This window comes from Reticulibacter mediterranei (assembly GCF_016587455.1).
In genome coordinates, this window is record NZ_BNJK01000001.1 from 6,483,025 (window position 1) to 6,496,203 (window position 13,179).

Consider the following 13,179-nt stretch of genomic DNA (forward strand, 5'->3'; position numbering starts at 1 on the left):
CACTACAAACCAAAGGTTGAGACTAGGGTCTGCGCCACCGATAACCATCACGCCAGATAAATTCGTCTGCTGCCTGTGGACCCCAGGTGCCAGACTCATAAGTCAGAATGCTGGAACGTGGTTCATTCTGCCATTCGTCGAGAATGCCCTGAACAAATGTCCAGGCCGCTTCTACCTCATCACGCCGGGTAAAGAGGGTAGAGTCGCCAAGCATACAATCGAGCAGAAGGCGTTCGTATGCCTCCGGCTGCTGGCGTACGAAGGAAGAGCCATAGAAAAAGTCCATATTCACGGAGCGGATCTGCATATCCGTGCCAGGCACTTTGGCACCAAATTTGAGTGAGATGCCTTCGTCGGGCTGGATACGAAGCGTCAGCGTGTTTGGCTCAACCTGACCCTGTGCATCACTGCGCTTAAAGAGCATCAGCGGTGCCGTTTTAAATTGGATCGCAATTTCGGTAACGCGCTTTGGTAGATGTTTCCCAGTCCGTAAGTAGAATGGTACGCCCGCCCACCGCCAGTTGTCAATAAAGAGTTTCATGGCAACGTAAGTTTCGGTCGTCGAAGCGGGATTGACCCCATTTTCTTCCAGGTAGCCAGGAACCTGATGGCCGCTGACCCAGCCCGATCCATACTGCGCACGGATGGTATTGTTGATAACATCGCGTCCCACTAATGGCTGAAGAGCATGCAGCACCTTGACCTTTTCGTCATGAACTGCATTCGCTTCAAAGGCGATAGGTGGCTCCATCGCTACCAATGTAAGCAACTGAAGCATATGGTTTTGCACCATATCGCGAATTGCCCCGGATTCTTCATAGTAGGCTCCACGACCTTCAATACCTATGTTCTCAGCCACCGTGATCTGGACATGATCGACGTAGCGCCGGTTCCAGATCGGCTCGAAGATGCCGTTTGCCAGGCGGAAGACCAGGATATTCTGGACCGTCTCTTTCCCGAGATAGTGGTCGATACGATAGATCTGTTCTTCTTTAAAGACTTTGCCTATCTGTCGATTGAGTTCACGGGCCGAGGGCAGATCATGTCCGAACGGCTTTTCGACGATGATGCGGGTCCACCCTTTACGGTTTCTGTTCAAGCCGGCCGCACCAAGATTTTGGATGATTTCCGGGTATTGACTGGGAGGCGTGGACAGGTAAAAGATGCGGTTTCCGCTGGTGCCACGCTCCTGATCGAGCTTGTTTAAGAGGTTTGCCAGCTTTTCATACCCGGCAGGATCATGGAAGTTGGATTGCAGGTAGAAAAGACCGGAGGCAAAACTCTCCCACACCTGGGGGTTAACGGGCTTTTGCCGCGAAAATTCGTTGACCGAGTCAAGCGCTTGTTGACGAAACGTTTCATCGTCGTAGGGGCGTCGTGCAAATCCTACGACCGAGAAGCCCGCTGGGAGGGGATGCTCCAGCGCCAGATTATAGAGCGCTGGGAGCAATTTGCGGTGCGTCAGATCACCGGTCGAACCAAAGATGACCATGACGCACGGTTCAGGGCTTTGTTTGATGCGTAGCCCCTCTCGTAATGGGTTGGGCGCCTCGACTACGCTACGTTGAGGCATGAGCAATCTCCTGATGTGTTTGCTAGAAATTTTCTGTTATTCTGCTGATTTGACGGCGTGACCCCCAAATTCCTTACGCAGAGCCGCAATAACCTTTGCGGTGAAGGATTCGTCCTGACGTGAGCGGAAACGCTCAAGCAGAGAAAGAGTGATCACCGGTGCCGGGACATCGGTGTCGATGGCCTGCTGGACGGTCCAGCGACCCTCGCCGGAGTCTTCGACATAGCCCCGAATGCTCGACAGATCGGCATCATGCTCAAAGGCAAGCTCCGCCAGTTCGAGCAACCAGGAACGCACCACACTGCCCTGGTTCCACAAATGCGAAATGGCATGCAGATCAAGATCATACTGTTTGGCCGCTTTCAGGATTTCAAAACCCTCGCCATATGCCTGAAGCATACCATATTCAATGCCATTGTGCACCATTTTGACAAAATGACCAGCACCGGCAGGACCGCAATGCAAATAACCATCGGGCGGTGCCAGCGATTTGATGATCGGCTCGACATGCTCGAAGGTAGCCTTTTCGCCACCAACCATCATACAATAGCCAACCTTCAAGCCCCAGATACCGCCGCTTGTACCGGCGTCCATGAACTGGAAGCCTTTGGCGGTCAATTCCTGGCTACGACGAATGGAGTCGTGATAGTTGGAGTTACCGCCGTCGATAATGATATCGCCCTTACTGAGCAGAGGCGTCACTTCGTTAATCATGTCGTCGGTTGCCTGACCAGAGGGAACCATGATCCAGACGATGCGCGGCGTTTGCAGCTTCTCGACCAGCTCCGGGATGCTATACGCGCCCTGCGCGCCTTCTGACACGATCTCATCTGTCTTAGCAGCTGTGCGATTCCATGCAACAACAGTGTGTCCATCACGCAGCAAACGGCGAACCATATTTGCGCCCATGCGCCCCAATCCAATAAAGCCGATCTCCATGTTTTTCTCCTTATACATGATGGGCGAAGTCCTCGCCGCCCATTACGAGTGTTTTTTCGTTTTTATTCTAAATAGCCGATGAACGACATATCGGCAGAAGCGTCTGCGTGCGGATTTTTAGACCACTGATTTGCTTGCTCATCGCTCTCAAAACCGCGTACCATATCCCTGATATAGGCACGTGTATACGGCGTCGTTGGTGACGACTGTACCAGCGGTTTCATTAAGAGCATCTGGAGCAAGCTCATAAGTACCCTGTGTCACGGCAGACGAAGGGATAACTCTCAACGATGGGAGCAATGCCAGATTATAGGCTTCAAATGGTTAAAGCCCACTATTCGACTCATAACAGGGACAGCGAACAAACGCTGTCCCTGTTTACGCAAGGGTAGTACGCTCATGATGTTGCGCTTAGATGGCCTCGACGACCATTTAGTGAGCAACCTGTCCGGCGATAGCCTGTCTCTTGCTCTCAATACCGGCGAACAACTGGTGGAACGAGTCGGCAAATTTCTTGACGCCCTCGTCCTGGAGCTGCTGGGTGACCTGCTGGTATGAGATACCCTGGTTCTCCAGAGCATCCAGCGTTGCCTTTGCCCCGTCGATATCGTCTTCGATGCTATGGCGTACTTTGCCATGATCGCGGAAGTTGACGATGGTTTCCAGCGGCATCGTATCAACCGTATCGGGACCGACCAGTTCCTCTGCATAGAGCACGTCGCGGTAGGCTGGATTCTTGGTGCTGGTGCTGGCCCAGAGCGGCCTCTGTACGTGCGCGCCTGCATGCTTAAGCGACTCGAAGCGTGGCGTGCTGAAGATGCGCTCGAACTCCTGGTAGACCAGTCGTGCGTTCGCAATCGCAGCCTTCCCCTGCAAGCCCTTGAGCTTCTGCTGTTCGGCAGTATCGCTGGTCGCCTTGATTTTGTCGTCAAGCAGCTTGTCAACCAGCGTATCCACACGGCTCACAAAGAAGCTGGCGACAGAGGCGAGCGTGCTGATATCCTCTCCCTCGCCGTTGCGATCTTCCAATGCCCGCAGATAGGCATCGGTCACATCGCGATAGCTATTCAGCGAGAAGATAAGGGTGATGTTGACGTTGATCCCTTTGCGCAGGGTCTCGTAGATGGCAGGAATACCTTCGGGGGTGGCCGGGATCTTAATCATCAGATTAGGACGATCCACCAGCTTCCAGAAGCGCTCCGCCTCGTTGATTGTGCCCTGAGTATCATGTGCCAGCTCAGGGGAGACCTCCAGGCTGACGTAGCCATCTTTGCCCTCGGTGCTATCGTAGGTCGGGCGCAGTAGGTCGGCAACCGTGCGGATGTCGGAGATTACGACTGCCTCGTAAATCTCGTTGGTGCTTTTGCCTTCTTTGACCAGTTCCGTGATCTGTTGATCGTAGGCGTGGCCGGCGCTGATCGATTTCTCAAAAATGGTGGGATTGGCGGTGACGCCGACAACACCATCTTCGTCCAACATCTTTTTAAACTGACCAGATGCAAGCTGAGCGCGGTCAATATTGTCGTACCAGACGCTTTGCCCCTGATTTTTCAGTTGCAACAGTGGATTTGTCATATGTGTCTGCCTTTCAATTCGCTCCGTGTTGATACGCCTGTTTGTTCGCGCATCAGCATGGACAATTCTCTACAGTGTTCGTTCTTAACCGTTACTCTCTATTATGTACGCAACCTCTATGCGGGGATACCGCTTTGTTCGTAGTTGCGCGATTTATCGCGAATTTCTTGACACGCTCGGTAAATCGCGCAACTACGGGACGAGGCGCTAGAGTAACCCTTTGGCCTGCTCTACGATATTGTCAGCGGTGAAACCGAACTTCTGGAAGACCGTTTTGGCAGGGGCGGAAGCGCCGAAATGATTGAGGGTCACGGTTGTACCCTGCAATCCTACATACCGTTCCCAGCCCATCGGAGAGGCCGCTTCAATGGCGACGCGAGCGGTAACGCTCTTTGGCAGAACCGCCTCTTTATACTCTTCGTTTTGCTCCTCGAACAATTCCCAACTGGGCATACTTACTACACGAACGGCTATTCCCTCTTGATGCAACTTGTTGGCCGCATCCAGGGCGAGCGAGACCTCGGAGCCGGTGGCGATAAGAATGACTTGAGGAACACCTTCACTATCTTGTAGCACGTACGCACCTTTTGCGGTGTTACTTGCCGCACCCAATTTTGTGCGGTCGAGCGTGGGGAGTGCCTGCCTGGTCAGCGCGAGGGCGACCGGACCATGATGGCTGACTGCAACGCGCCATGCCTCCGCCGTCTCGTTGGCATCGCCAGGACGCAACACGGTCAGGCCAGGAATGGCGCGTAGAGCTGCCAGTTGCTCGATTGGCTGGTGCGTGGGGCCGTCTTCACCTACGCCGATGCTGTCGTGCGTGAAGACATAGATCGTTTTGATGCCCATCAGGGCGGCCAGACGGATTGGTGGGCGCATGTAGTCCGAGAAGATCAGGAAGGTCGCACCAAACGGGATCAGACCGCCATAGAGGGAGATACCGTTCATGATGCTGCCCATTGCATGTTCGCGGATGCCGAAGTGCATGTTGCGTCCGTTCTCGACTGGCCCGAAATCGCCCAGTCCTTTGACATAGGTGTTGGTCGAGGGGCCAGGTCAGCAGAACCACCGATGAGATTGGGCAGCCTGGGAGCAATGGCGCTCAACGTCTTACCAGCGGCGGCGCGACTTGCAAGTGCTTCTCCAGTTGCAAAGGTAGGAATATCGCTATCCCAGCCCTCTGCCAGTTGGCCGCTCAATTCCCGCTGCCACTGCGTGGCCAGCTCTGGATACGCGGAGGCATAGGCGTTGAAGCGCTCCTGCCACTCCTGCTCCTGGGCTGCACCGCGCTCGATGGCCTGCCGATAGTAGGCGAGGCTCTCTTCAGGAATATAGAACGGCTCCTCGGAGGGCCAGTTGAGGTTGCGCTTGGTCAGAAGCACCTCATCCGCTCCCAGTGGCTCACCGTGCGCTTTGGAGCTATCCTGTTTGTTCGGGCTACCGTAACCAATGTGCGTGCGAACGATGATCAGCGAGGGGCGCTCGTCTGCCTGGGCTGCCAGAATTGCCTGTTCCACTGAGGCCAAATCGTTGACATCGGCGACGCGCTGGACATGCCAGTGGTACGCTTCAAAGCGGCGACCAACATCTTCGCCGAATGCCAGATTGGTCGAGCCTTCTATGGTGATGTTGTTGTCGTCGTAGAAGTAGATCAGTTTACCCAGCTTTAAGAAGCCCGCGAGGGAGGCAGCTTCGGCTGTGACGCCCTCCATCAGGTCGCCGTCGCTGGCAATGGCGTAGATATAATGGTCGAGCAGGGTGTGGTCGGGGCGATTATACTGGCTGGCGCGGAAACGTTCTGCAATCGCCATGCCAACGCCATTGGCGAAGCCCTGACCAAGTGGGCCAGTGGTGGTCTCCACGCCAGGGGTGTGCCCGTATTCCGGGTGTCCGGCGGTGCGGCTTCCCCACTGACGGAAACTCTTTAGCTCGTCGAGCGGCAGGTCGTAACCTGTGAGATGGAGCATGCTATACAGCAGCATAGATGCATGACCGGCGGAAAGAATGAAGCGGTCGCGGTTGGCCCATGCAGGATTGTGTGGATTGTAGTGCATGAACCGGGTCCAGAGCAGATATGTGAGGGGGGCAAGGGCCATCGCGGTGCCAGGGTGCCCGGAGTTGGCTTTCTGGACTCCATCCATCGAAAGCGTGCGAATCGTATTGATGCAAAGCTCTTCCAGGGTATTTTTCTGGATGGGCGTCTGTTCTTGTATTGTCATCAATCCTCCGTGTACGTTCTTATTTATTGTATCTGATACACTAAGTCGTTACCCATATCATATCACATCCACAACCAAAAAGTAGTGGTTGAGACGTGCTGATATTTGAGCCAATCGATGTTTAGGGTAACTATGTGTGCAACTTGCTCAAAAATATGGCCGCTTATCTCATGCATCTCTCTTTGCCTTCTGTTGCAACTCATAGAGTTTGCTGATTGCCTCAATAGGCGTTAGCTCATCAATTGCAAGGTTTTTAAGCTCTTCCACCAGCGGGTGTGGCTCGGATGCAAAGAGGGTCATTTGCCAGGCGGCGGGCATGGTCATATCGCGCATCGTCTTGCGGCGCGTTTTGGCATCTCCTGTACGCTCCAGTTCTTCCAGAATCTCCTGGGCGCGATGAATCACCGGTCGAGGAATACCTGCAAGCTGGGCGACGTGAATGCCATAGCTTCTATCGGCACCTCCTGGTACGATTTTTCGCAAGAAAATGACCTGCCCATTTTCTTCTGTGACGGCGACGTTTAAGCAGCGAATGCGCGGCAACAGTTTGGCAACCTCCACCAGTTCGTGATAGTGGGTGGCAAAGAGCGTGCGTGCTCCGCAGCGCTTGTTGTTGTGCAGGTATTCAACAACGGAGCGTGCTATCGCCAGTCCATCATATGTGCTGGTGCCTCGACCAATCTCATCCAGGATGATCAAACTGCGCGGTGTGGCATGGTGCAGAATGTTGGCGGTTTCCACCATCTCCACCATAAACGTACTCTGCCCGGTTGCCAGATCGTCCTGCGCGCCGATACGCGTGAAAATGCGATCCACCAGACCGATAATCGCGGACTCGGCGGGGACGTAGCTGCCGATCTGCGCCATCAGTGCGATCAGTGCGACCTGTCGCAGATAGGTGGATTTACCGGCCATATTGGGGCCGGTGATAATGGAGATCTGAGCCTCCTGGTTGGAGAGGTTGGTGTCGTTCGGGATGAACGGCGTGTCCGATTGCGTTTGCTCCACGACAGGATGGCGACCGGCAACGATGTGGACGGTATCGCCATCGTTTAGTTCTGGCCGACAATAGTTATATCTGGCCGCCACCTCCGCGAGGCTCAGGAAGACATCGATTTCGGCCAGGGCATGAGCAGTATCGAGAATACGCTCGGCGGCGTGAATGGCGATGTCGGAGCGCAGTTGAACGAAAAACTCGTTCTCCATCTTATTGATGCGATCCTGCGCATTGAGAACCAGTGTTTCGTACTCTTTCAGATCGGGCGTGATATAGCGTTCGCTATTCGTCAACGTCTGGCGGCGCTTGTATTCGGTTGGCACACGGCTGATATTGGAATTCGTGATCTCGATAAAGTAGCCAGTTGCGCGATTATAGCCAACCTTGAGCGTGCTGATGCCGGTGCGTTTGCGTTCGCGCTGTTCCAGATTGGCGATCCACTGCTTACCATTTTGGGACGCGTCTTTCAACTGATCAAGCTCCGCACTGAAACCCGAACGGATAATTCCACCTTCATTGATGCTCAGGGGAGGCTCATCCACAATAGCCTGCTCGATCAGTTTGATAATATCGTCGTTATCGCTGAGCCGCTGCATCACGCGCCAGAGCGAGGGCTTTTCCTGTTCAACCTCTTCTGTGAGCGTAGAGCGGATCTCGGCGGCAGATTGCAGGCTGCTGGCAAGCGCGACAAGATCGCGTGGATTGGCGATGCGTTGTCGTACGCGATTGATCAGCCGTTCCACATCGCCTATGCGCTTGAGCGACTCGGCGAGTCGAGCCTGGAGCAACGTGTCGTTGAGCAGTTCGGTGATCGTCTCCTGACGCTGCTGTAAGATAGGAATATCGAGCAGCGGTTGATTAATCCAGCGGCGCAGCAACCTTCCACCCATCGGAGTGCGCGTCCTGTCAAGCACCCAGAGCAATGATCCTCGACTGGAGCCGCTGCGCCCGGTTTCAAACAGTTCGAGGTTGCGGCGCGTATAGGGATCGAGGGTCATAAAGTTGTTGATATGGTAGGTTTCCATCGCCGTGAGATGCTGAAGCAGACCTTTTTGCGTTTCCTGTACGTAGGAAAGTACCGCGCCGGCAGCTCGAATAGCCAGCGGAAGATGGGCGCAACCGAAGCCCTCAAGCGATGACACCTCAAATTGTTGCAGCAGGCGGTGACGAGCGTCGTCCTCGGCGAAGTAGCGCGAGTCGTGCGGCGTGACGTGTCCAGTCAGGCCATTGAGCAGCTTGACCAGCGGGGCGACATCATCTTCGTCTTCGTCAACATCGGGAATCTCAGCGTTGGCGTTTCCGTTGCTGCCAAGCTTCGTGACCTGTTTCTCGTTCATCACGGCGGCCAGCCAACGCCGCTTGCGACTGCCGGGGCGACTATAATGAGCTTCGACGAGGACTTCAGCCGGGCCGACGCGTGCGATCTCCTGTTGCAGCGCCAGCTCTGGCTCCGGCGTGCTGAATTGCGTCACAGCGAACTCGCCGGTGGTGATATCGATATAGGCCATACCAACCGCATCGCGTCCTAGCACGACGGCGGCCAGAAAGTTATTGCGTTTCGCCGCTAACATCGCGGGATCAATAATCGTGCCGGGCGTGACCACGCGAACGACTTCGCGTTCCACCAGCCCCTTAGAAAGAGCCGGATCGCTGGTTTGCTCACAGATAGCGACCCGATAGCCTTTGCTGACAAGGCGGGCAATGTAGCCATCGGCGGCATGATGAGGAACTCCCGCCATTGGCGATTTTTCGCCGCGCCCAAAATCACGGCGCGTCAGCGCGATCTCTAATTCGCGAGCAACGATTTCTGCATCATCATCGAACATTTCGTAGAAATCGCCCATGCGAAAAAAGAGAATAGCATCGGGCTGCTGCTGCTTGATTTGTAAGTATTGCGTGCGAACCGGGCTGTGGATCAGATTTTCTTTTGCATAGTCTTCAAATAACACGTGCTACCTCCCTCAAGCTCCGCATCCAGTATAAGCCTAATTGCGAGCGGCGTCAATTTGCCATGCGGCATAGGGGACTCTTGTTTCATCGTGTGTAAACTCTACACAGGATGGCGGAGAAGCGTATATTGTTTCCAATGGCATTTGTGGTAAAATCGCTGCTACTGCTCAAAAATAGCCACATTGGTTCGTTTAGTCTTATTAGTCTTAGCAGGAAGAGTCAGTAGGTGTATTATATATGGGAAGCTTGTTTCTAAGGAGGCCCATGTGTTCTACCTCATACTTGTGCTGTTTGTGATTGTGGGTAGTGTTCTCACCATCTTGACTGTACAGAATTTGACCACTTCGGTACAGTTAACGCTTTTTAGCCTGAAGACGCCAGGCATTCCATCTGGTCTGCTGATCTTCCTCTCATTTTTGTTGGGTGCCTTGCTGCTGTATCTTGTGGCTCTCTTCTCCGCTCGTCACGATCAGCGCAGGCTTCGCAAACTGCGTCAACGCGTGAGAGAGCTGGAGCAGGAGAAAATGCAGGCTCGTTCATCGCAACCGCTGCCAAATCAGCCACCGCCAATGAACATGCCGTCAGGGAATATGCAACCGCCAATGAACATGCCACCCAATATGCCCCCGTCTGGAATGAATATGCCACCCAATATGCCCCCGCCTGGAATGAATATGCCACCACCCAATATGCCCCCGCCCGGAATGAATATGCAGCCGCCCTCGTCTCAGTCGAAGAACCCGATCCAGATGCCGGGGATGTCCGGGCCGATGCAAAATTAATAGCTTCTATATAAATTATTTTAAATATATTGTATTGTTGCGCTACCCCTCCGGCTTATGGATGGGGAGCGCGACAATATCTGGCCTCCAGCAAAAAAGGACTGCCCGGTTGCTAGCAGGTAATCACCATATAATTGTTAGCAACCAGGCAGTCTTATTCGCCTCGTAGCCAGGCCAGGAATTTGAGCCATAGGCGACGGAAAAAGCCCTGATGCGGCTCTGGCAGGAGTGTCGAGGGAGTTTGAGGGAGCGATGGGTTGAGGCTGGTAGAGTAGTCGCTCGACTCGCGCCAGATCGGTGCCGCAGCTTGCTGGATAGCAGGTTGTTTGCTAGTCTCTCCATAAATATCTGGCAACGATGTTGTGGAGGGAGTTATTGCTTGCGGTGGCGGCGTAATCGCTGGTAAACCCGGGATTGTGTTAGCTTCGACAATCGATGCTATTTCCTGTGCTGGCGTGGTCGTTTTATCTGGAACAATCGTCGGCATCGTTGGTTGCGTTTCTGCATCGACGGTTGCTCTCAATGGTGTTATTCTGCTTGTGGAGAAGGTAGTTTTAAGAATAGCAGGGATAGCGATGGTATCCTCGTCGCTTCCTTCCATGTGAAGCGCGTGTGGGATCTCAGCCTCTACAGATTTGATCTCTGTGCTGGCCGAGGGTAACGAGAGGTCAGACGAACTTTCCTCCTGAGTTAGTAGGTTCTCTGCTAAAGTGAGATCAGAGTTATCTTGAACGTCATGATTGAGCACGGCGGCAGGTTCATGAACAACCTCGTCAACAGCATCGGTGGGAGCTGCGACGCTCTCATGGTCGTTATCGGCCTCGTCGTTTTCATCCTCATCAGAAGCTGTTTCTAGCACTTCTTCAGACGTTACCTCAACTTCTTCCTCGTTCTCTGGCAACTCTTCAACTTCAGGAGTTGTTGAAGCTGTATCGGTTCCTTCCTCGTCGGCAATGGATGTGGTAGTTTGAGATTCCGGTTCTAACACATCTTCTGTGGTTGTTTCAATTGTAACCTCTTCACCGTTGCTTGTCGCGTCTTCAGCAACCATTTCAACTGGAGCCTCATCATTGTTACCGATTGTATCTTCGACTTCTGGCGAATCAGCCGCTTCAGATAGGCTCTTGACTTGAATTTCTTGCTCTTCGCTTTCTTGCTCTGCATCCTGCTCTAACGTCTCTAGCTCTATCACTTCGTCTACATCTTCAGTGAGAACTTCGGAGGTTGCCTGTTCGTTCTCTACTGGCTCAACAACTGCATCTTGATCCTCTACAGACGCTTGAGGGGTAGTTTCTTCTTCCTGGATCTCGACTTCTTCTGGATGGATGGTTGTCTCAGTTGTTCCACTGGCTATTTCTGGCTCTATCTCGGCGATATTATCTTCTGCCTCATCACTGGTATCAGTGGGCGCAGAGATATCAACATTGAGAACTGCATTAGCATCGCTGGTTACCATAGGGGATATCTGCTGTGCAGGCTCTTCAAGTTCATCAGCCTGATCAGTTTCCCTCTCTATAATCTCTATTGTTTCAGATATATCACTGCTTGGGACATCCTCTTCGGCCTCGTTGTCAGCAGCAAGTTCGCCTGGGGCTTCTGACTCCTCGTCACTGGAAATCTCTTCGTTGGATGTCTCAGCAATCTGTGCAGCCTCTTCTTGAGTAGCGGTTTCAGCAGCGGCATCTTCGGGCGATGGAGATGTGACGGTCTCTTCGCTGATTGTTGCTTCCTCTGCTGGTTCCACTCTAGCTTCTGGCTGGATCGCCTCTTCTTCGTCGCTCAACAGCTTTTGTAGAAGGAGTTGCTCGGTAGATTCATCAAATACTTCTGCGGTGGTAGCAGGCTCCTCTGGCTCGTCGGTGGCCTCGCTTTCGTGCATTGAGCCTATCCAATCGTAGGCACCTTCTAGAGCATGCATGCACCATTCCGTATAGTTGCCGTGAATGATGTCCAGGTGTTCGCATTGCTCAAGGAGTTGCATGGTATGATCAAGCCAATCATCTCCCCGCTCCAACATTTGATCGAGGAGATCGTTGTCGTTGACATCATGGGACTGCAATTGGGCCAGGACCGCTTGAGCGATGGGAGAGGGATGGTATTGTTCCAGCAATTCGGCATTTACGGCCTTTTCTTGCTGGACCTGCTCGATCTCGGCCTGGATTGCCTGTATCCGAGATGTGATACTCCACAACTGATAGCTCTGATAGAATTGCTCAACATCCTGCGGCTGCAAACGGGCAAAAAGAGTGGCGATGTTGCTATCCTGTGCTATCTGTCCTGCTTGATGGTTGTCAGGTTGAATCTGAGCAACGCTCTCAGGGATATCATTCTCGATGTGATTCATTCTTTTGATCCTCTCGCTGCTCCTGTGAACCAGAAGAAGTCTTTCTCCAGCGTTCGAGCCACCGTTCGACCAGACGATTTGTACGTAACGTTTGCTGGTCTACAGGGTTGTTGGGGAGTTGATCTGGCGCGGTGGGCGCAGAAATCACATTCTCAAGCCATGCTGGAATCCTGGGTCGTGGAACGGGATTCGTATGCTGATGAAAGAAGGTTGTCATATCTGGAGGCAGGAGACCTTCCTCCCCTGACAACGCTCCTGAGCGGCGAGTGTTGGCCGCTGGAAGCTGTATTTTCTGAGCATCTAGATTGGGTAGCCTGCCCCAGGCAAGCAGAGCCGGAGAAACGGGCGCTGACTCCTCTCCCTCCACCTTAAAAATATTGTGAGGCGCGGCAGTTTCTTCCTGCGGTTCGTCAATAAATAATTGCTGCGGTAAAATTGTTTGTGCAGAGGGTTGATTGCTGGCTATCTGTACCTCTGCCTTATGAGCGTTGAGAAGTGCCTGAATAATCGTGTTATCTGAGGAGGCGGAAGTTGTTTCTGCCAATGTGTGGGCCTGTGCCTGGAGCAGGGCCAGTTCGGTTTGTAACTGTTCCAGGCGCTTACCTAATTGCTCGTCAACTTCTCGATGGTGTCGCCACTGTTGATATTGGCCCATTGATTACATCCCTACCTGGCAAATCCTTACCAGTTAATCCCTACATGGTAGACGCACTATGCACCCGCAGTATAGATACTCTATATATTATCCATTCCAGGGAAGTATAGCATGCAGGACACCAGGAAACAAGTTATACAGATTA

Annotated in this window: 8 protein-coding genes and 1 pseudogene; 1 reads left to right on the forward strand and 8 read right to left on the reverse strand. The window is 53.2% G+C overall.

Annotated elements, in window-relative coordinates; translation table 11 throughout:
• Positions 1-22: 22 nt before the first annotated feature.
• From zwf to mutS, 6 genes and pseudogenes are all read right to left on the reverse strand, one after another.
• Positions 23-1,573 carry a glucose-6-phosphate dehydrogenase gene (gene zwf, locus K3T83_RS28105; protein ID WP_220206231.1) on the reverse strand — a complete coding sequence of 517 codons (1,551 nt, stop codon included), beginning with the start codon at positions 1,571-1,573 and terminating at the stop codon, positions 23-25.
• Positions 1,574-1,609: 36 nt separating this feature from the next.
• Complete coding sequence (gene gnd, locus K3T83_RS28110; RefSeq protein ID WP_308441693.1) at positions 1,610-2,530, reverse strand: phosphogluconate dehydrogenase (NAD(+)-dependent, decarboxylating); 921 nt, start codon at positions 2,528-2,530, stop codon at positions 1,610-1,612.
• Between the two features lie 44 nt (positions 2,531-2,574).
• Positions 2,575-2,745 carry a hypothetical protein gene (locus K3T83_RS28115; protein WP_220206233.1) on the reverse strand — a complete coding sequence of 57 codons (171 nt, stop codon included), beginning with the start codon at positions 2,743-2,745 and terminating at the stop codon, positions 2,575-2,577.
• 199 nt (positions 2,746-2,944) lie between these two features.
• Positions 2,945-4,087: a transaldolase gene (tal, locus tag K3T83_RS28120; protein ID WP_220206234.1), complete on the reverse strand. Its 1,143-nt coding sequence runs from the start codon at positions 4,085-4,087 to the stop codon at positions 2,945-2,947.
• Between the two features lie 207 nt (positions 4,088-4,294).
• A pseudogene (tkt, locus tag K3T83_RS58015) lies at positions 4,295-6,306 on the reverse strand (transketolase).
• A 168-nt stretch (positions 6,307-6,474) separates the two neighbouring features.
• On the reverse strand, positions 6,475-9,252 hold the full coding sequence (gene mutS / locus K3T83_RS28130; RefSeq protein WP_220206235.1) for a DNA mismatch repair protein MutS: 2,778 nt from the start codon (positions 9,250-9,252) through the stop codon (positions 6,475-6,477).
• Between the two features lie 267 nt (positions 9,253-9,519).
• Between mutS and K3T83_RS28135 the strand changes: the two genes are divergently transcribed.
• Positions 9,520-10,035: a lipopolysaccharide assembly protein LapA domain-containing protein gene (locus K3T83_RS28135; RefSeq protein ID WP_220206236.1), complete on the forward strand. Its 516-nt coding sequence runs from the start codon at positions 9,520-9,522 to the stop codon at positions 10,033-10,035.
• 154 nt (positions 10,036-10,189) lie between these two features.
• Here the strand turns inward: K3T83_RS28135 and K3T83_RS28140 are convergent, their stop codons facing one another.
• Positions 10,190-12,379, reverse strand: a complete 2,190-nt coding sequence (locus K3T83_RS28140) for a hypothetical protein (protein WP_220206237.1) — start codon at positions 12,377-12,379, stop codon at positions 10,190-10,192.
• Complete coding sequence (locus tag K3T83_RS28145; protein WP_220206238.1) at positions 12,360-13,034, reverse strand: hypothetical protein; 675 nt, start codon at positions 13,032-13,034, stop codon at positions 12,360-12,362. Before K3T83_RS28145 ends, K3T83_RS28140 begins: the two co-directional genes overlap by 20 nt.
• Between the last annotated feature and the right edge of the window lie 145 nt (positions 13,035-13,179).